Source organism: Amycolatopsis sp. lyj-108, from assembly GCF_046549005.1.
Lineage (GTDB): Bacteria > Actinomycetota > Actinomycetes > Mycobacteriales > Pseudonocardiaceae > Amycolatopsis.
This window is the reverse complement of the sequence record NZ_JAJPWQ010000004.1, coordinates 630,098-650,886: the sequence shown is the minus strand read 5'-3', so window position 1 is coordinate 650,886 and position 20,789 is coordinate 630,098. Positions and strand designations below refer to the sequence as shown.

Annotated in this window: 12 protein-coding genes; 7 read left to right on the top strand and 5 right to left on the bottom strand. The window is 71.8% G+C overall.

The features are described from left to right. Positions 1-2: 2 nt before the first annotated feature. The 7 genes from ACLJO0_RS19045 to ACLJO0_RS19015 are packed head-to-tail and all read left to right on the top strand — an operon-like array spanning position 3 to position 16,129. A complete protein-coding gene (locus tag ACLJO0_RS19045) occupies positions 3-1,007 on the top strand; it encodes an ABC transporter substrate-binding protein (protein ID WP_410579810.1) in 1,005 nt (334 codons plus the stop codon). Further along, positions 1,004-1,987, top strand: coding sequence for a FecCD family ABC transporter permease (locus ACLJO0_RS19040; RefSeq protein WP_410579809.1), 984 nt, complete (start codon positions 1,004-1,006; stop codon positions 1,985-1,987). Before ACLJO0_RS19045 ends, ACLJO0_RS19040 begins: the two co-directional genes overlap by 4 nt. After that, on the top strand, positions 1,984-3,006 hold the full coding sequence (locus ACLJO0_RS19035) for a FecCD family ABC transporter permease (RefSeq protein ID WP_410579808.1): 1,023 nt from the start codon (positions 1,984-1,986) through the stop codon (positions 3,004-3,006). The genes ACLJO0_RS19040 and ACLJO0_RS19035 overlap by 4 nt, the downstream gene beginning before the upstream one ends. Next, positions 3,003-3,779, top strand: coding sequence for an ABC transporter ATP-binding protein (locus tag ACLJO0_RS19030; RefSeq protein WP_125794390.1), 777 nt, complete (start codon positions 3,003-3,005; stop codon positions 3,777-3,779). The genes ACLJO0_RS19035 and ACLJO0_RS19030 overlap by 4 nt, the downstream gene beginning before the upstream one ends. Further along, entirely contained in the window at positions 3,773-13,723 is a 9,951-nt protein-coding gene (locus ACLJO0_RS19025) for an amino acid adenylation domain-containing protein (RefSeq protein ID WP_410579807.1), read from the top strand. Before ACLJO0_RS19030 ends, ACLJO0_RS19025 begins: the two co-directional genes overlap by 7 nt. Further along, a complete protein-coding gene (locus tag ACLJO0_RS19020) occupies positions 13,720-15,126 on the top strand; it encodes a DHA2 family efflux MFS transporter permease subunit (protein WP_410579806.1) in 1,407 nt (468 codons plus the stop codon). Before ACLJO0_RS19025 ends, ACLJO0_RS19020 begins: the two co-directional genes overlap by 4 nt. Next, complete coding sequence (locus ACLJO0_RS19015; RefSeq protein ID WP_410579805.1) at positions 15,113-16,129, top strand: 3-deoxy-7-phosphoheptulonate synthase; 1,017 nt, start codon at positions 15,113-15,115, stop codon at positions 16,127-16,129. Before ACLJO0_RS19020 ends, ACLJO0_RS19015 begins: the two co-directional genes overlap by 14 nt. 315 nt (positions 16,130-16,444) lie before the next feature. Here the strand turns inward: ACLJO0_RS19015 and ACLJO0_RS19010 are convergent, their stop codons facing one another. From ACLJO0_RS19010 to ACLJO0_RS18990, 5 genes are all read right to left on the bottom strand, one after another. Continuing rightward, complete coding sequence (locus tag ACLJO0_RS19010; RefSeq protein ID WP_410579804.1) at positions 16,445-16,885, bottom strand: SRPBCC family protein; 441 nt, start codon at positions 16,883-16,885, stop codon at positions 16,445-16,447. A 110-nt stretch (positions 16,886-16,995) separates the two neighbouring features. Continuing rightward, a complete protein-coding gene (locus tag ACLJO0_RS19005) occupies positions 16,996-17,619 on the bottom strand; it encodes a hypothetical protein (protein WP_410579803.1) in 624 nt (207 codons plus the stop codon). Between the two features lie 377 nt (positions 17,620-17,996). Continuing rightward, on the bottom strand, positions 17,997-18,653 hold the full coding sequence (locus ACLJO0_RS19000; RefSeq protein WP_410579802.1) for a response regulator: 657 nt from the start codon (positions 18,651-18,653) through the stop codon (positions 17,997-17,999). After that, positions 18,632-19,693 (bottom strand): histidine kinase, encoded by a 1,062-nt coding sequence (locus tag ACLJO0_RS18995; RefSeq protein ID WP_410579801.1) that lies wholly within the window; start codon positions 19,691-19,693, stop codon positions 18,632-18,634. Before ACLJO0_RS18995 ends, ACLJO0_RS19000 begins: the two co-directional genes overlap by 22 nt. After that, positions 19,686-20,789 (bottom strand): sensor histidine kinase, encoded by a 1,104-nt coding sequence (locus tag ACLJO0_RS18990; protein ID WP_410579800.1) that lies wholly within the window; start codon positions 20,787-20,789, stop codon positions 19,686-19,688. The genes ACLJO0_RS18995 and ACLJO0_RS18990 overlap by 8 nt, the downstream gene beginning before the upstream one ends.

Sequence of the window (20,789 nt, the reverse complement as noted above, 5' to 3'; positions counted from 1 at the left end):
CCATGCGCACCACAAGAACCCGCCGCCTCGCCGGAGCGCTCGCGCTCGCTTTGACGGTTGTGACCGCGGCCACCGCCTGTGGTTCCGGCGACGCCGGGCAGGCGGCGGACGGCGGTCCGACCCGGGTGTTCGCCGCCGACAACGGCCAGATCACCATCCCGGTCACGCCGAAGCGGGTCATCGCCACCGGTTACGCCGTGCCCGCCCTGCTCGAAGCGGGTGCGCCGCTGGTCGGTGTGTCCAGCTGGAAGCGCGGTGTCCCGCTGTTCAACGAGCAGGAGCGCAAGAAGTACGACGAACTGGCGAAGATCGCCGGCGAGACGGCGGCGGAGACGAACTACGAGGCGATCGCGCAGGCCGATCCGGACCTCATCGTCATCGGGGTGCCGAAGCCCGTGCTCGCCGACATCGACATCAAGCGGCTCGAAGCGATCGCGCCGGTCGTGGCGATCGGCCCGTCGGTGCCGTCGATGTGGCGTGAGCTGTCCCGCAAGCAGGCCGACGCCGCCGGTGCGGCCGCCGGGTTCGACGCCGTCAAGACCGCGTACGAGACCAAGGCCAAGGGACTGGCCGAGAAGTACAAGGCCGTGCTGCCGCAGCTGAAGCTGGGCCACGTCGGCGCGTACGGCGAGGTCGCCAAGGGCAACTTCCAGCGCGAGTTCAACGGTTCGTGGGGCACCAACGCCGCACAGGACATCGGCGCCACCTACTACGGCGAGGTCAAGGTCAAGGGCGGTGGCTCCAAGGACGTCAGCGAGTACCCGTCGATCGAAGAGCTGCCGACGGCGTTCGCCGAGGCCGACGCGATCAGCTACTCGGTCGGCCCGGACGGTGCCGTGCCTGCGCCGGTCAAATACGTCCTGGACTCGCCGCTGTGGAAGGAACTCCCCGCGGTGAAGGCGGGCAAGGTCTACCCGTTCCGCTACACCGAGGCCGCCACCTACCGCGCCGCCACGTCCACTTTGGACGCCGTCGACCAGGCGTTCGCGCCGCTGCTCAAGCAGTGACCACCACCGGGCGGTCCGCGCTGCTCGGCGCCGCACTGCTCGGGCTCGTCGTGGTCGCCGTGCTGAGCGTCGGCATCGGCGCGCACGCCATCGCCCCCGGCGAGGTCGTGCGCGCCCTGCTCGGCGACGGGAACCCGAGTGACCGGGCGATCGTCCTGGACATCCGGATGCCGAGGGCAGTGCTCGCTGTCGGCGTCGGCGCGGCTCTCGCCGTCGGCGGCGTGCTCGTGCAGGCCTTGTCGCGCAACGCCTTGGCCGAACCCGGTGTGCTCGGCGTGACCGCCGGGGCCGGGTTCGCCATCGCGGTGGGTTCGTCGTTCGGCCTCGCCGCGTCGGCGCCCGCCGAGCTGGGCCTGGCGGTGCTGGGCGCGCTCGGCGCTTCGGCGCTGGTGTACGCGGTCGGCAGCAAGTCGCCGCTGCGGCTGGTGCTCGCCGGGACCGCGCTGAGCGCCGTGCTGCTGGGACTCACCCTCGGCCTGCGGCTGCTGTTCCCGGACACCTTCGACGTCTACCGGTTCTGGTCGGTGGGTTCGCTGGCGGGCCGGGAACAGGCGCCGACGACGGTCCCGCTGATCATCATCGGCCTGTCCCTGCTTGGCGCGTTCGCGGTGAGCCGTCAGCTGAACGCGATCGCGCTCGGGGAGACGGTCGCGCACACCCTCGGCGCGAACGTCGCCCGCGTCCGGACGGTCACCCTGCTGCTGATCACGCTGATGGCGGGCGCGGCCACCGCGCTGGCCGGGCCGATCCTGTTCGTCGGGCTGATCGTGCCGCATCTGGCCCGGCGGGTGGCCGGTGCGTCGATCCCGTGGCTGATCGCGTTCGCCGCGCTGCTCGGCCCGGTCCTGATGCTGGCGGCGGACGTCGGCTCCCGGGTCCTGCTGCCGACCGGTGAAGTCCCGGTCGCGATCGTGACCGCGTTCCTCGGCGGCCCGGTGCTGATCTGGGCCGTCCGCAAATACGGGGCGGCGCCGCTGTGAGCACACTCGTCCTGCGGCGCGGGCGGTTCTCCGCCCGGCTGGAACGCCGCACCCTCTGGTTCTTCGTGGCGATGATCGTGGTCATCGCCGGGCTGACGCTGCTCGGCCTCTGTTACGGCGCCGCGTGGGCGAGTCCCGCCCGCGTGTTCGCCGCGCTCACCGGTTCCGGTGGTGGTCCTGGGGTGGTCATCCGGGAATGGCGTCTGCCACGGGTGCTGGCGGGGCTGGTGTTCGGCGCCGCGCTCGGGCTGGCGGGCGCGATCTTCCAGAACATCACCCGCAACCCGCTCGGCAGCCCGGACGTGATCGGCCTCGACGCCGGCGCGTACACCGGAGCGCTGTTCGCGATCACCGTGCTTTCGGGGACGTCGACGCAGCTGACCGTCGGTTCGGTGGTCGGCGGCGTGCTCACGGCGGCGATCGTTTACGCGTTGTCGCTCGGCGGCGGGCTGTCCGGGCTACGCCTGATCGTCATCGGGATCGCGATCAACGCGATGCTGACCGCGTTGAACTCGTGGATCGTGCTGCGCGCGGAACTCGAGATCGCGGTCGCGGCCGTCGGCTGGAACGCCGGTTCCCTCAACGGGGTCGGCTGGGACGACGTCGCGATCCCGTTCGCGGTGCTCGCGGTGCTGTTCGCCGTGCTGTTCACCCGGGCACCGGCGCTGCACCAGGCCGCGCTCGGCGGCGCGCTGGCGGTCACCACCGGCGTCCGCTGGGACCGGTTGCGGCTGGTACTGGTGCTGCTCGGGGTCGGCTGCACGGCCACGGTCACCGCTGTCGCCGGGCCGATCGCGTTCATCGCGCTGGCCGCCCCGCAGATCGGGCGGCGGCTGGCCCGCACGCCCGGTATTTCCCTGCTGCCCGCCGCCCTCACCGGTGCCGTGCTGCTGACCAGCGCCGACCTCGCCGCCCAAATGCTGCTCGCGCCGGAAGCGCTGCCGGTCGGTGTGGTCAGCACCGTGATCGGCGGCGGCTACCTGATCTGGCTGCTCACCAAGGAGGTGCGGCGCACATGAGTGCCCGCTTGACCGCTCGGGACCTGACCCTCCGCTATGGCGACCGGGTGGTGTCGACCCGGCTCACCCTCGACGTGCCCGACCGGGCGTTCACCGCCGTCGTCGGACCGAACGCGTGCGGCAAGTCGACGCTGCTGCGCGCGTTCGTCCGGCTGCTGCGGCCGGCCGAAGGCGAGGTCCTGCTCGACGGCAAGGACGTCGGTTCGTTCCACGGCAAGGGATTGGCGCGGGAACTCGGTTTCCTGCCGCAGGATCCGGTGGCGCCGGAGGACGTCCGCGTCCGGCAGCTGGTCGCGCGCGGCCGGTTCCCGCATCAGTCGCTGTTCGCGTCGTGGTCCGAAGAGGACGAACGCGCGGTGCTCGACGCGATGACCGCGGCCGGGGTGGCGGGGCTTGCCGACCGGCCGGTGCAGGAACTCTCGGGCGGACAGCGTCAACGCGTGTGGGTGGCGCTGGTGCTGGCGCAGAAGACGCCGTACCTGCTGCTCGACGAACCGACCTCGTTCCTCGACATCGCGCACCAGTACCAGTTGCTGGGGTTGCTGGCCCGGCTGCGCGATGAGGGCCGCACGGTGATCGCCGTCCTGCACGACATCAACCAGGCCTGCCGGTACGCCGATCACCTCGTCGCGTTGCGGGACGGCCGGATCGTCGCGGAAGGCGCGCCCGCCGACATCGTCGACGCCGAGCTGATGAAGGAGGTCTTCGATCTCCCCAGTGTCGTCGTGCCCGACCCGGTGACCGGAACCCCGATGGTGGTGCCCTCATGCTGAACCTCACCGGAGCCCAGCTGGGCATCTGGACCGCGCAGCGGCTGGAGCCCGACTCGCCGTACTACGTCGTCGGCGACGTGATCGAGATCGTCGGTGACCGGCCGGTCGACGTCGACGCGCTGAGCGAGGCGATCCGTGCGACCGCCGAGGAGGCCGACAGTCTGCGGCTGCGGGTCTTCGAGACGGCGGACGGGCCACGTCAGGTGGTGTCGGACGACGCGGTGCCGTTGCCCGAGGTGGTGGATCTGCGCGGTGAGGCCGATCCGGTGGCCGCGGCGCACGCACGGGTCGAGGCCGAACGCCGCCGGGTCGCCGAGGCGTGCCGCGACATGGTGGACCGGCCGTTGTTCGCCCATCTCGTGCTGCGGCTTTCCGAGTCGCACGTGTGGTTCACCCAGCTCGGGCACCATCTCGTGTTCGACGGCTACACCGCGGCGATGCTCGCGCGCCGGACGGCCGCTCGCTACACCGCTTCGGTCCTGGGCAAGGACGTGCCGCCCTCGACGTTCGCGCCGTTCGCCGATCTCGTCGAGGCCGACCGCTCTTATCGCGAGAGCGAACGGTTCCAGCAGGACCGGGAGTACTGGCGCTCGCGGTTCACGCCCTTGCCGGACCTCGATGACGGCAGTGCCGCGTCGGGGCCTCCCGAAAGCACGGTGACCGCCCGCTCGGTCTTGCCCGCTTCCGACCTGGCCCGGTTGCGAGAGCTGGGCAAACGCGCCGGGACGACCTGGGGCGACGCGCTGATCGCCTGCTACGCGGCCTTCCTGCACCGTGTGCTCGGCTGGACCGACGTCGTGTTCGCGATGCCGTTGATGTGCCGTGAAGGCGCAGCGCTGCGGACCCCGGCGATGGCGGTCAACGTGCTGCCGCTGCGGGTCACGGTGCTCCCGGAGGATTCGGCGGCCGAGCTGACCGCGCGGGTCGCGGGCGCGCTGAAGGAGATGCGTACGCACCAGCGGTATCGCGGCGAGGACCTGCCGCAGGAGCTGCCCGGTGCCGGCGCGCTGCTGCACGGCCGCGGCATCAACCTCAAGGCGTTCGACCTGAAGCTCGACTTCGCCGGCTCTCACGGCACCATGCGCAACGTCGCCGGTGGACCGCCGGAGGACATGGGCCTGTCGGTTCTCCCGACCTCGGACGGCGGGTTGCTGCTCGGCTTCGAGGTCGACGCGCGGACCCACGACCAGGCCGCCGTCGACGCCAAACTGACCGCGCTGCGCTGCCTGATCACCGCGCTGACCGAACCGGACGGCCCGGCCGTCGGTGGCGCCGACCTCGTTCCGCCGGGAGAGCGGGACGCGTTGCTGGAGGCGTGGACGACACCCGCGCCGGACGGCGAACTGCTTGGCGTACCTGAACTTCTGGACCGGCTCGATCCTGAACAGACCGCTCTGGTCTTCGGCGACGAACGGCTGACCGCAGGCGAACTCGTCACGCGCGTACATCTGCTCGCCCGGGCGCTGCGCTCCCGCGGTGTCGGGCCCGATGACGTCGTCGCGCTGGCCCTGCCGCGGTCCGCGGACCTCGTCGTCGCCCTGCTGGCGGTGCTCGACGCGGGGGCCGCGTTCCTGCCGCTGGATCTCGCCCACCCCGTCGAGCGGCTGCGGGAGCTCGCCGCCGAAGCCGGTGCAGTGCTCACGGTGGCGCTTGACGCGGAAATCGTGCCCGGGCCGCATTTGCTGCTGGATGAAACCGATCTGTCCACAGTGGACTTGTCGTCGCTCTCGCTGGAGCGCCATCCGGAACATCTCGCGTACGTCATCTTCACCTCCGGCTCGACCGGGCGTCCCAAGGGCGTCCTCGGCCGGGTCGGTGGACTGGCGACGTTGCTGCGTCACCACCGCGCGACCACGGTCGCCGAGACCGAACGCGCCGCGGGCAGGCGGCTCCGGGTCGCGCACACCTACTCGTTCGCCTTCGATTCCGCGCTCGACCAGTTGATGTGGCTCCTGTTCGGGCACGAACTCCACGTCTACGGCACCGACGTCGCCCGTGACGCCGACGAACTGCTGGCCGCGTTCGCCCGCGACCGGATCGACGTCGTCGACACCACGCCGTCGATGGCCGCACCGCTCGTCGACGCCGGGCTGCTCGACGGCCCGCACCCGCCCGCGCTCCTCGTCCTCGGTGGCGAGGCGACTCCGCCCGCGCTGTGGCGCAAGGTTGTGGAGTCGGGTGTCCGCGCCCGCAACATGTACGGCCCGACCGAGGCCACTGTGGACGGTTCCGGATCCTGGTTGGACACCGGGGAACCGACGATCGGGACCGCGGTACCCGGCACGGCGGTGCGGGTGCTCGACGCCGCGCTGCGCCCCGCGCCCGCGGGCTCACCGGGTGAGCTGTACCTGGCCGGACCGCATCTGGCGCGTGGCTATCTCGGACGCCCCGGTGCGACCGCCGAACGGTTCGTCGCCGATCCGTTCGGCGCGTCCGGTGACCGGATGTACCGCACCGGAGACCTCGTCCGCTGGGTGCCCGGTCGCGGACTGGAGTATCTGGGCCGCCGCGACGGCCAGGTGAAGGTGCGCGGTCACCGCGTCGAACTGGGTGAGGTCGAGGCCGCGCTGGTCGCCGTACCGGGAGTGCGCGCGGCGGCGGCCGCCGTGCGCGGGCCGAGGCTCGTCGGGTACGTGGTCGGGCAGGTCGTCCCGGACGAGGTCCGCGCCGAGCTCGCCGGGCGGGTGCCCGAGCATCTCGTACCAGCCGCGGTGGTCGTGCTCGACACGCTTCCGTTGACCTCCAACGGGAAGATCGACCGGGCCGCGCTGCCCGCCCCGCGCGCGGCGGCGGGCCGGACGGCGGCCACCGAACGCGAACGGCTGCTGTGCGCCACCATCGCCGAGGTGATCGGCGTCGAAGAGGTCGCCGTCGACGACGACTTCTTCGCGCTGGGCGGCGACAGCATCACCGCGATCAGCGTCAGCAGCAGGCTGCGTGCGCACGGTCTCGACCTGCGGCCGCGCGACCTGCTGGCCCGCCGCAGTTTCGAAGCGCTGGCCGCGGCGAGCGCGGAAATCGGCGGCCCGGCCGCACCGCCGGACGAGCCCGTTGGTGAGGTGCCCGCCCCGCCGATCGTCCGCGCCCTCCTCGAACCGCATCCGGACGTCACGACCGTCGCCGGGTACACGCAATGGACCGCGATCCGGCTCGACGAGGACCTTCCACCCGGCCTGCTGATCGAGGGCGTGCAAACGCTCCTTGACCACCACGATGCTCTTCGGCTGCAAGTAGATGACGAATTGCGGGTCCGGGAACGCGGCGTGGTGAAGGCGTCCGACGTGGTCATCGAGACGACCGGCGAACCGGCCGAGGTCGCGGCGGAACTGGCCGAGTCCCTTGATCTCCGAACGGGTGTGCTCCGGGTCGCGTTGCTGCCGGATCACCTCGTCATCGTGATCCACCACCTGGCGATCGACGGCGTCTCCTGGCGGGTCCTCCTGCCGGACCTGCGCGCCGCGTGCGCTGGTGAACCGCTCGAACCGGTCGGGACGTCCTGGCGGCGGCACGCGCTTCACCTTGCCGAGCAAGGGACTTCCGGTGCCCGCCGCGGCGAGATCGAACACTGGCGCGACGCGCTCAGCGGTCCGCGCCTCGGCCACCGGCCGCTCGACCGGGCCGTGGACACGGTCTCGACCGCACGGCGTTCGGTCACCGTCGCCTCGCCGGAGCAGACCGACGCGGTGCTCAACGGCTTGCCCTCGGCCTACCGCGCCGGACCGGACGACGTCCTGCTCGCCTCGCTGGTGCTCGCCCTTCGAGCGTGGCGGGGTGCACCGGTCGAGGCGGAAACCGTGTCCCTCGAAGGACACGGCCGGGATCAAGACGGGATGGACCTCTCGCGCACCGTCGGCTGGTTCACCGCCGAACATCCGTTGCGCGTGCCTGTCGGCGCGGTGGCGGCGACCACGGACTTCGACAGCGCGCTCGCAGGCGGCGACGCGGCGGGAAAGCTGGTGCGGGCGGCCAAAGAGGCCAAGCGTGCCGTCCCGGACAACGGCATCGGCTTCGGCGTCCTGCGCTACCTCGACCCGCTGACCCGGGACGAACTGGCCGCTGTCCCGCCGCCGGACGTCGTCCTGAACTACCTCGGCCGATTCGCCGCGCTGCCCGGCACCGGTTGGCGGCTGCCGGAGGAGGACCCGTTCGCGGTCACCGAACCGGACGCCAAGTCGCTGGAACAGGTGCTGGCGCTGAACTGCTTCGTCCGGGAGGACGGCCGCCCCCGGCTCGCCGTCGAATGGACCGCTGCGGGCGAGGTCCTGCCGGAGGAAAGTGTTGCGGCGCTTCAGGAAGCGTGGTCGCGAGCACTGGAGGCCCTGGCCGCGCACGCGGCGCGGATCGGACCGGACGGCGGTGGGCTCACGCCGTCGGATCTGCCGCTGGTCGGCCTCGGCCAGGCCGACATCGACACGCTCGAACGCCTGGGCCGGGTCGAGGACGTGCTGCCCGCGACCCCGTTGCAGACCGGGCTTTCGTTCCACACCCTGGCGCGCGGCACCGAAGACACCGACGTGTACGTGGTGCAGGCCGTCACCCTGCTCAGCGGCGCGCTCGACGCCGTCCGCATGCGGGAGGCCGCGGTGGAGGTGCTGAGGCGGCATCCCGCGTCGCGCGTCCACCTGCACACCACCGACGCGGGCGAGGTCGTCCAGGTCGTGCCCGCCGAGGTCACCCTGGACTGGCGGTTCGCGCAGGTCTCGCCGGAGCAGGTCGAGACCGAGTGCCGCGCCGAACTCGCGCGGCCGTTCGACCCGGCGACCCCGCCGCTGATCCGGTTCCTGCTGCTGACCCTCGGCCCGGACGAGCACCGCCTGGTGCTCACCAACCACCACGCGCTGCTCGACGGCTGGTCGATGCCGCTGGTCGGCCGGACGCTTCTGGCCACCTACGCCGAACTCGGCGGCGGCCCGGCCGCCCCGGTCGCGCCGCCGCTTTCGGAGTACCACCGGGTGCTCGGCGAACGCGATCCGGACGCGGCACTGGAGGCCTGGCGCGAGGCGCTGACCGGGCTCGACGAGGGAACCCGGCTCGCCCCGGCGAGTGTCGAGTCCACTGTGGAGCGTCCGGACCGCGTCACCGTCGAACTGGGCGGGGAACTCAGCGAGCGGCTGCGCGCCTTCGCCCGCGAACGCGGGATCACCCCGACGACGGTCTTCCAGACCGCCTGGGGTGTGCTGCTCGCCAGGCTGACCGGCCGCCGCGACGTGGTCTTCGGCTGCCCGGTCTCCGGCCGTCCGGCCGACGTCCCCGGAGTCGAGCGCATGATCGGCCAGCTCGGCAGCACGATCCCGGTGCGGGTGCGGTTCGACGCCGCCGACACCGCGGCCACCGTGCTGGAGCGCGTGCACACCGAAAGCGTCCGGCTCACCGATCACCATCACGCCGGGCTGCCGGACATCCAGCGCGCCGCGGGCGTCGGCGACCTGTTCGACACGATGCTGGTGATGGAGAACTTCCCGCTCTCCAGCCGCGCCCGCACCACCCTGGCACCCGGGCTGGACCTCGTCGGGGTCGACATCACCGACGCCACGCACTACCCGCTCACGGTGATCGTGCTGCCCGGCGACGAGTTCACCGTCGGCCTCGGCTACCAGCCCCAGGCGTTCACCCGCGAGGAGGCCGAGTCCTACGGCCGCTGGCTGCGTGCCGTCCTGACCGAGATCGTCACCGATCCGTCCAGGCCGGTCGCGCGGCTGCGCGCACTCGACGCCGGCGAAGAACGCGCGATGCTGCGTCTCGGCGAAGGCCCGGAACCGGAGCGCGAACGCGGCGGCATGCTGGAGGAGTTCGGCCGCTGGGTCCGCGAGACCCCGGACGCCGAAGCCGTCGTGTGCCGAGACCGGAGACTGACCTACGCCGAACTGGACCGCCGCGCCAACCGGCTCGCGAACACGCTGATCGACGCCGGAGTGAAACCGCAGGACCCGGTCGCGGTCCTGCTGCGCCGCGACGTCGACCTCGTGGTCGCGTTGTTCGGCGTGATCAAGGCGGGCGCGGTGCACGTGCCGATGGATCCGGACTACCCGGCCGACCGGCTCGCGTACATGCTCGACGACATCGGACCCGCCGCCGTCGTGTCCACTTCGGACGTCGAGGGTCTTCCTGTCGTGAACCCGGATGAACTGTCTACAAAGGACACCGACCCGGCCGTCCGGCTCAGCGAGGACGCGCTCGCCTACGTCATCTACACCTCCGGCACCACCGGCAAGCCGAAGGGCGTGGCGGTGCCGCATCGCGGCGTCCCGAGCCTGATCGCGCTGCAGGAGGACATCGTCGGGATCGGGACCGCCGAGCGGTACCTGCACTTCGCCTCGACGAGTTTCGACGTCGCCTTCTGGCAGTTCATGCTGCCGCTGCTGTCCGGCGGCACCTCGGTGATCGCGCCGGAGGAGGTGCGGATCTCCGGCGACGACCTGCTGGCCTACGCCGCCGAACACCGCGTCACCGGGCTCAACCTGCTGCCTTCGTTCCTCTCCGCGATGCCCGACGACGCCACCGTCGACCCGGACGTGTTCTTCGTCGTCGGCGCCGAACGGCTCGACCCGGAGCTGGCTCGGCGCTGGGGGGACCGGCGCGCGCTGTTCAACGCCTACGGGCCGACCGAGGTCACCATCAACTCGGTCACCTGGCATTACGATCCGGCCGATCCCGGGCCGCTGCCGATCGGCCGTCCGGATCCGGAGGTCCGCGCGTACGTGCTCGACGGCGGGTTGCTCCCGGTCGGCACGAACGTCACCGGTGAGCTGTACCTGGCCGGGCCGAAGCTCGCCCAGGGTTACGTCGGCCGGGCCGCGCTGACCGCGGAACGGTTCGTCGCCGACCCGTTCGGGCCGCCGGGGGAGCGCATGTACCGCACCGGCGACCTGGTCCGCTGGCGGCCGGACGGGCAGATCGTCTTCCTCGGCCGCGCGGATCACCAGGTCAAACTGCGCGGGTTCAGGATCGAACTCGGCGAGATCGAGACCGCGCTGACCGCGCACGACGACGTGCGCGCCGCCGCGGTGATCGTCCGGGAGGACCGGCTGGTCGCCTACGTCGTCCCAGTGGACGGCGCCGAACCGGACGCGGCCGCGCTGCGCGAGTACCTCGCCGCGGAATTGCCCGCGTACATGGTGCCGACCGCGTTCGTGGCGCTGGACCGGCTTCCGCTCGGTCCGAGCGGCAAGCTGGACCGGGCCGCGCTGCCCGCGCCGGAAGCCCGCTCCGACGGCGGGCGCGAACCCGCCACCCCGGCGGAAGCCGTGCTGCTGCGGGTGGTCCGTGACCTGCTCGGCCCCGGCGTCGGCCTGGACGACGGCTTCCTGGACGCGGGCGGGGACAGCATCGCCTCGCTGCGGGTGGTTTCCCGCGCCCGTCGTGAAGGGCTGAACCTGACCGCTCGGGACGTCCTCGAAGGTGGCACGGTGGCCGGGATCGCCGCTCGCTGTGGCGAACCTGAGCGGGCCGAAGAGGCCCACGCGGTCGGAGACGCTCCGCTCACGCCGATCATGCGCGATCTGTTGCTGCGTGCGGGGAAAGCGGCCGACGGCTTCTGCCAGTGGACCGAGATCTGCGTGCCTTCGGCGGACGACGTCCCTCGCTGGCGGTCGGTGCTCGACGCCGTCCTCGCCCGCCACGACGTGCTGCGCGCGCATCTGGTCGAGGACGCGTTGCGCGTCCCGGACGTCGGTGCCGTGACCGGTGCCGACGTCCTCACCGCCGTCCGCGTCTCCGGCGATCCGCGTGCGGCGCTGGACGCGCGGATCGAGCAGATCGTGGCACGGATGGACCCGCGCACCGGGCCGCTGCTCCAGGCGGTGCTGGTGGACGTGGGGGAGGAGCGGCCAGGACGGGTGGTGCTGGTGGCGCACCACCTGGTCGCCGACGCGGTGACCTGGCGCGTGCTGCTCGACGACGTCGAACAGGCCTTCCACGGCAACACCCTGCACCGGCGCGGGCAGTCGTTCCTCGGCTGGGCGCGGTCGCTGCGTGCCGCCGCTCCGCATCGAGATGACGAATTGCCGTACTGGCGGGGGATAGCCGCCGCGCCGGAGACCACGCTCGGCCGCACCCGGCTCGATCCGGCACGTGACACCGTGGCGACCGCCCGGCACCACCGGGTCGACATCGGCGAGGACACCACCCACGCCGTGCTCACCGCGCTGCCCACGGCCTACCGCACCGGCCCGGACACCGTGCTGCTGACCGCGCTGGCCCGGGCCGTCGCCGCCTGGCGGGGGACCGGGGCCGATCTGCTCGTCGCCGTCGAGAATCACGGGCGGCCGGGGCACACGCCGGACTTCGCGGGCACGGTCGATCTGGCGCAGACCGCCGGCTGGTTCACCGCCGTGCATCCCGCGCGGATCGCCCCGCCCGCCGGACCGCTGCCGGACGCGCTGCGGGCCGTGCGTGACCATCTGCGCGCGGCGGGCGACGGCCTCGGGCACGGAATCCTCGGTGTCGGCGGCGCACGGCCCGAGATCGCCTGGAACTATCTCGGCCGATTCCCCCAGGCTCCCATCGAGGAAACCCTGTGGCAGCGGCCGCCGGACGCCGATCCGCTCGGTTCCGGCGGCGGCGCGGAGATGCCGCTGCCGTACGCGCTGACGGTGAACGCGATGGTCCCCGACGGCGGCACGCTCGGTATCCGCTTCACCTGGCCGTCCGCGCTGTTCACCGAAGACGAGATCGCCGTGCTCGGTGCGCATTTCCGTCGCGAACTGGACGCGCTCGCCGCCGATATGCCGGGCCCCGGCGAGGTCCTGCCGCTGATGCCGTTGCAGGAGGTGATCCTGCGCGAGTCCCGCGCGGCGGAAGAGGATCCGTATCCGGTGCAGGCCGCGTTCACCTTGTCCGGTGACCTCGACGTCGAGGCACTGCGGACGGCGGCGGCCGCGCTGGTGCGACGGCAGCCGAACCTGGGCGCGGTGTTCCCGCCGGCGCACGAGGTCCAGGTGATTCCTGTCGAGCCGCAGGCCGGTTTCCGTGTCCGCGACGTGTCCGCATTGGACACCGCGCTGGACGACGAGCTCGCGGTGCCCTTCGACCTGGCGAACGGGCCGCTGTGGCGGGTCACCGTGCTGCGGCACGGACCCGGCCGCCAGACCCTCGTGCTGACCAGTCACCATCTGCTGTCCGACGGCTGGTCCGCGCCACGGATTCTCGGTGAACTGTTCGCGCTGTACGTGGGAAAGCCGTTGCCGGAGCCGGTTCCGCCGACCCGGTACACCCGTCTGCTCGCCGCGGCCGACCACTCCGCCGACGTCCGGGGATGGCGGGCGGAACTCGACGGCCTGCCGGAAGGTGACCACCTGCCGCATACCGGCGGATCCACCGAACCCGCGCTGTTCACTGTGGACGGTCAGCTGGTCGCGGAACTGACCAGGCTGGGCTCGTCGCGCGGACTCACCGTCAACACCCTGTTGCAGGGCGCGTGGGCGGCCGTGCTCGCGACGCACGCCGGGCGTCCCGACGTCAGTTTCGGGGTGATGACCTCGAACCGGACGTTCGATGTGGACGGTATCGAAGAGATCATCGGCCTGCTGGCGAACAGCGTCCCGGTGCGTGCCCGGTTCACCGGAACGGTCGCCGAGGCTTTGGCCGACTTGCAGGCACGGCAACAGGCGATGGCCGCGCACCACCGGATCGGCCTGCCCGAACTCGCGTCGCTCGCCGGCCGCGAGCGGTTGTTCGACAGCCTGCTCGTGTTCGAGAACTACCCGGTGGATCCGGCGAAGCTGCGCGAACCCGCGCCCGGCCTGACCGTCACCGCGACGAGGTTCCGGGAACGGACGCACCATCCGGTGAGCGTCACCGTCGTTCCCGGCGAGAACGGCTGGGAAGGCGTCCTGTACGCACGGGACGCCGACGCCCGGTCGCTGGCAGGCGATCTCGTCGGGTTCCTCCGGGAACTGCCGTCCTGGCTGGACGGCGACGCTGCCCGGTTCGTGGGCGAACGGTGACCGCGCGCCCGATCGACGCCGCGCTGTGGCGCACGGCGGCCGTCCTGGTGCTCGGCACGTTCATGGCGACCTTGGACAGCACGATCGTCTCGGTCGGTGTCGACACCCTCGCCGACGAGTTCGGCGCGCCGGTCACCGGCGTCCAATGGGTGACGACGGCGTACCTGCTGGCCGTGGTCACGGCGGTGCCGGCGTCGGGCTGGCTCGCCGACCGGTTCGGCGGCCGCCGCGTCTGGCTCACCGCCGTCGTCGTGTTCCTGCTGGCTTCCCTGTTGTGCGCGCTGGCGCCGACGCTGCCCGCGCTCATCGCGTTCCGTGTCCTGCAAGGACTCGCGGGCGGTCTGCTGCCGCCGATCGGGCAGGCACTGCTCGCGCGGGCCGCCGGGCCGGACCGGATCGGCCGCGTGATCAGCGTCGTCGGACTCGTGCCGCTGTTGTCGCCGGTGCTCGGCCCGCTGGCGAGCGGCACGATCCTCGCCGTCGCCGACTGGCCGTGGCTGTTCTACGTGAACCTCCCGGTCGGCGTGGTGGCCGTGGTACTGGCGCGGCGCTGGGTCCCGGCCGGCGAACCCGGCGGCAAGGGTGAACGGTTCGATTTCCGGGGCGCGATGCTGCTTTCCCCGGGGCTCGCGGTGCTGGTCTTCGGGCTCACCTGGTTCGAACAGGGCTCGCCGGTGGTCGCCGGGATCGGGGTCGCGGCGGGCGTCGTGATGCTCGCGGCGTTCGTGCGGCACGGTCTGCGGGCCGACGCACCCCTGCTGGATCCGCGGTTGTTCACGAAGCCACCGTTCGGGGTCGCCGCGCTGGCGCTGGTGCTGCTCGGCGCGTCGGTGTTCGGCACGATGTTCCTGCTGCCCCTCTACCTCCAGCGCGGTGCCGGACTGTCCACATGGGACACCGGACTGCTGCTGGTACCGCAGGGCATCGGCGCGGCGGCCGGATCGGTGCTGGTGAACCGGCTCGTGGACCGGCTTTCGCCACGCACACTGGTGCTGAGTGGGATCGGGCTGGTCGCCCTCGGCACCGCACCCTTCACCCAGCTCGGCCCGGGTCTCCCGGACTGGGTGATCGTGGTTTCCCTGCTGCTGCGCGGTTTCGGTGCGGCGCTGATCGGCGCGCCGGTGATGACGATCGTCTACCGCCGGGTCGAACCCGCCCGGCTGCCCCGCGCCGCCGGGGCGCTGAACCTGCTCAACACACTCGGCGGCTCGATCGGCACCGCGGTACTGGCCGTGGTGCTGCAGGCCCGGCTGGCCGCGCGCGGCCCGGACGTCGCCGCGGCCTTCGCCGACGCCTTCTGGTGTGTTCTCGGCCTCGCCGTCGTGGCGGTCGCCGGTGCGACGCGGCTGCCCCGGACCGGGGTGGCCGCCCCCGACAAGAAGAGAGGTCATGCGGATGCTTGACCAGCTGCCCAGCCCGGCCGAGGTGGTCACGACCGGCTTCGTGCCGGAGGAGATCGTCCGGCACCGCGAAACCGTCGCGAACGTGCTCGCCAGGCGGGACTCCCGGCTGCTCGTCATCGTGGGCCCGTGTTCCGTGCACGACACCGACGGCGCGCTCGAATACGCGCACCGGCTCGCCGAGGCCTCCCGCCGGTTCGCCGACGACCTCGTCGTGGTCCTGCGCGCCTACCTGGAGAAACCACGGACGATCGCGGGCTGGACCGGCCTGGTACCCGACCCCGGACTGGACGGCAAAGGCGATCTCGCCTCCGGTGTCCGGATCGGACGGAGGTTCCTCGACGACGCCGCCGCGACCGGGCTGCCGCTGGCGTACGAGTTCGTCGACCCGTTCCTGGCGCCCTACTTCGCGGACACCATCAGCTGGGGCGCGATCGGCGCGCGGACCGTCGCCAGCCAGCCGCACCGGCAGCTGGCATCCTGGCTGCCGATGCCGATGGGCATGAAGAACTGCGTGTCGGGACGGCTCGACACGGCCGTCGCCGCGGTCCGGGCGGCCGCGCTGCCCCACGTGTTCCCCGGCGCCGCGGCCGACGGCCGCCCGCGGATCCAGCGCAGCGCCGGGAATCCGGACGCCCACCTGGTCCTGCGCGGCGGCCCGAAACCCAACCACCACGCCCATGCCGTCGCGGACGCCCTCGACGCGCTGACCACCGCGGGGCTGCCGCACCGGCTCGTCGTCGACGCCTCGCACGGCAACAGCGGCAAGGACCACAACCGGCAGCCCGTGGTCGTCGCGGACCTGGCCGACCAGATCTCGGCGGGCAACGACGCGCTGGCCGGGGTGATGATCGAGTCGTACCTCTCCGACGGGCGGCAGGACGTCGGGTCCACGCCGCCGCGACCGGACCTGAGCATCACGGACGCCTGCCTGGGCTGGGAGCGGACCGTTCCGCTGCTGGAGTCCCTCGCCTGCGCGAACGCGGTGCGGCGGCTCGCCTCATGAGCGATGAAGCAACGGTGGCGGCTGGGGCCGGGGTGGTCGCGAGTGGCGATTCGGGTTCTCTTGAGGGGTAAGGCAAAGGTGGCAGGTTGCCAAAGTGGCTTTCGCAACGTCGGGAGCGGGGTGCGGTAGTGAAGTGGGGCCTTCGCTATGACGGTTGTCGTCGCTGAACCCGTGGTCGAGATGCGTCGCGAAAGCCACTTTCGCGACGCCTGACGTCCCGAAAGTGGCTTTCGCGACACGGTCGCCCCACGGCCGCGAGCGAATCCCCGCGACCCACACCTTTGCCTTACCTCTCAAGAGAACCCGAATCGCCACTCACGAGGCCGGAAGCGCCTCGAGAGTCGCCTTCATCGCCGGCACCAGTTCGTCGCCCATCTTCTCGAACTCCCGCTTGAGGAACGGGTCCGCGAGTTTCGCCAGCCCGTGGAACTCGATGGTGGCGTGGTAGCTGACGGTCGTCGTGCCGTCTTCTTCGGAGATCGTAAGATCGTCGGTGGACGTGGCGGTCTTGTTGCTGCCGACGAACACGATCCGGCCCGGCTCCAGCCGGTCGAGGCGATAGGTGAGTTCGGTCTTCTTGCCGCGGAACTCGGACACGTTGTGCCAGCGCGTCCCGACGGCGATCGGGCCGGTGTCCGTGCGGGTGCAGGACACGGTGCCGGGGTCCCACGACTCGGCGTGCGCGAAGTCCCGCAGGTAGTCGACGACGGTCTGGGCGGGAGTTCGGACGGTGACCGTCCGGTGTACGTGGACCATCACGACAACGCTACGCACGCTCACCCCGCTCCGCAGCGTCAGCCCAAGTACATGAAGGCCCCCTTCCTCGCGTCAGGCGCAAGGAAGGGGGCCTTCATGTGCCGAGGGGCTTACTTCTTCCAGATGATCGGGTCGTCCTTGTATCCGTCACCGTCGCCGAAGGTCGCGCCGCCGACCTCGCCGCCGTCCCTGACGGCCTGGAGTTCGCAGGTGTCGTAGGTCGCGCCGACGGTCTTGAAGTCCTTCTTCGCCGTCTCGGACTGGCAGTTCGGGGTCTCGCCGGTGATGATCACGCCGGTGCTCTTGTTGTTCGGGCCGACCGCGCGCAGCCGCACCGTGCTGTAGGTGAGGTCCGTGCCGCCGACGTTCTCCACCGTCATCCGGATGTACACCGGCGTCATGCCCTTGGCCTTGTCGCCGTACGCGGCGAGGTCGTCCTTCGGGCCCAGCTCGATCGCCTTGACGGTGATCGCGATGGTGCCGGACTTGTCGTTGCCGTACTTGAACGGGACGACGGCGCGGTCGCCGACCTTGAGTTCGCTGCCGGGCGCGGTGGCGTCCGCGTTCGAGACCGGGACGGTGCCGCTGGTCGCGGGCGAGGACGCCGCGGCCGACGTCGGCGCGGGCGCCGGGGCGGGAGCGGGGCTGCCCGACTCCTCTTTACCGCCGCAGGCGGAAAGCAGCAGCACGGCGGCGCAGCCGGTGGCGGACAGGGCGATGCGGTCGAACTTCATGGATCTCCTCGGACTCCCCGCCGAATCCTGCTCCGGCGTTCTCGCCACGCACCGTAGTCGATGAGGGAGTAAGACAGTGTGGGCCATTCGCACCACGAACGGTTACGAAAAGGTTACGCTGTTCGGCTTAATGGGGCGCCGTTCACTTCTTCCAGGTGATGGGGTCGTCTTGGTAACCGTCGCCGCCGAACGACGCGCCGCAGACCTCGCCACCTGTCCTTGACGCCTTCGGTGTCGTAGGTCTCATAGGTCGCGCCCGGTGTGCTGAAGTTCTCCGGCGCCGTCTCGCCCTTGCAGGCCGCGGTGCCGTCGGCCATGACCACGCACCGTAGCCGCAGCCGGCGGTGGCGAGTGTGGCCCGTTCGCACCACAACCGATCACAAATCGCTTACGCCGATCAGGCCATCCTGGATCGCCCGCGCGACCAGTGCGGCCTTGGTGGGGGCCTCCCGGCCGATCTGGGCGTATTTGACCCGGATCCGCTCGAGATGCGAGTTGACCGTGTTCGGCGAGATGCCCAGCCGGTGCGCGACGAAGTCCTTCGACTCGGACTGGAACCACTCGATGAGCACTTCGGTCTCGCGCGCCGAGAGGGCGGGGCGCCGCTCGGAGCGGTCCCCGGCCAGCGCGCCCGCCAGCGACGGCGGCGTGTACGACCGGTCGGCCGCCGCCGAGCGCACGGCTTCGAGGAGGTGCTCGGCGCCCTCGGCCTTGGTGAGATAGCTGAGCGCGCCGAGTTCGAGGCACTGCAGGACGGTCTCGTCGTCGTCCCGCATCGAGTAGACGACGACGCGACGGCCCGCCTCGATGAGCCGGCGCAGATCGCCGATGGCCGGGGTGGTGCTGTTCAGGTGCAGGTCGAGGATGACGACGTCGGCCCGCGCGCCTTCGCCGATCCAGGCGGCCCGCACGTCCTCGCCTTCCGCCACGACGGTGACCGGCGGGCTGCCCGATGACAGCCAGTACACGACTCCGGCCCGCACGGCCGGATGATCGTCGACGACCACCGCGGTCAGTTCGGTCGCGAACGCCATTTCGCCTCCATCCACGATCGTTCTCCCAGTGCGTGCCATTCGACGTCGACGGCGCCCGATCCGTTCGCCGTCGCACCGGGTTCACCGTCGGTGATCACCGCGACGCGGATTTCGTCGTCGGTCCGCAGGACGCTGACCCTGGCCTGCGACCGGGCGGTGACCAGCGCGGTCATCAGCGGACCGGTCAGTTCGCGGCGGACGCCGGTCGGGATCGGCGCCGGTTCGCCGCTGACCGCCAGCGTCACCGTCAGTCCCCGCCGCTCGGCGAGATCGACACAGGCCGAGACCTCGTGCAGGAGCGGATCGGGGACGTCGTCGTTCTCCGCGAACAGTCGCCGCAGCTGCGTGGCCGCGAGCGCGCAGCGCCGCCGGACCGCTTCGTCGCGCGGGTCCAAGGTGTGGTCGGCCAGTCCGGCGAGCAGTGGCAGGGTGGCGCCGAGTTGGCCGGCGAACCGGCTTCGCTGGTCGGCTTCCCGCTCCTCGGCGAGCGCCTTGCGGTGGGCCTGCCGGTCGCGTTCCGCCGAGGCCTCCGCGGCTTCGCCCACCCGCCGGTTGACGACCCTGATCAGCGCCAGCGTCGCGGCCTGGAAGGTGAGCACGCTGAGCCCGACGATCACCAGGCCGCCGATCTCGCCGCGATCGGCAGGCGCCGCACGGAAGAAGGTGAGCGTCATCTGGAGGACGAGCGCGCCCATCGCGAGCGCGGGGCGGTCCAGAAGCAGTACCAGCAGATGCCAGCCCGCGAGGCCGGACGCCCAGTCGTCCCCGCCGAGCAGCCGATCCGGTGGCAGCGCCCGGACGGCGACCGCCGACGCGGCGAGGACCACCACCGCCCCCGCGAACGCGACCGGCCAGGGGACCGGCTTCCAGCGCAGGACCCACCAGGCCGCCACGACGAGCACCACGGCGAGCGCGACGAACGCGAACCGGTCGGCGGTGTCGCCGAGCCGGGGCAGGCTCAGCCCGGCCTGGATCACCGCCGTCGCGAGCAGGACCGCGATCCGGCAGCCGCCGAGGACCCGGTCCGCGGTCTCACTCATGCGGCCACACCAGTTCCACCGTGGTCCCCGCGCCGGGCGCGGAGGTCACCTCGGCCCGGCCGCCCGCCGCGGCCATGCGTTCGACGAGTGAACCGCGCACACCTCGCCGCTGTGCCGGGGTCCGCGCCGGATCGAAACCGCGGCCCTCGTCCCGGACGGTCACCCGGACTCCGCCTTCCACCGTCAGCCGGGCCTCGCCGACACCCGCGTGCCGATCGACGTTCACCAGCGCCTCACGCACGGCCCGCACCAGCGCGAGCGCCGCCGACGCCGGGATCGGCGGGACCGGTGACCAGTGCGTCTCGACCTTCACCGGGCTCTGCGCGAGCACGCCGCGCAACGAGGTCTCGAGATCGACCACACTGCCGGGACCGGATTCGCCGGTGAGGATCGCGAGATCGCGGCGGGCGTAGCCGGCGACCTCGGCCGGATCCGCCGTTTCCCCGCGTTGCGCCACCGTGAGGAAGGTGGCCGCCGCCGTGTCGTGCAGGACGGCCAGATACTCCCGTTCCCGCAATCGTCGTTCCACGGCAAGGGATTCCTCGCGCGTCAGCCGGGCCCGGCGCTCACGGAGATGGTCGATCCGGCGCGTCGTCCGCGACAGCAGGAGGAAGGCGCCCCTGGCGAGGGTGGCCTCGAGCAGCACACGCAGTACCACCGAGAGACCGCCCTCGAAACCGAGCGGCACCACCTCGATCGCCAGCAGGCAGACGAGGGCGGGCACGGTGATCTTCGGCGGCCACTCCCACTGGAGGGTGATCGCGGTGATGGTGAGGACGTTCAGGGCCCATTGGTTCAGCTCGCCCGCTTCGGGCGCTGTCAGGAACTGGGTGCCGCAGATCGCCGCGGCGCGCACCAGCGCCAGCGCGAACGCCACCGGCCTGCCCCGGCCCGTCTTTCCGACCAGGTACTCGGCGACAGCGGTGACCAGAGCCAGCGCGAGCAGACCGAAGGCGAGCGGGAGCGCGCCCGACGGCGTGGCGAGCACCCCGAAAACGCTGATCACCAGCAATCCGGCGCCTCTGGCCGGACCGGCGAACCGGCCGACCACCCGCAGGAACTCCGCTTCGACGGAGGTCGCACGATCGGACGGCAC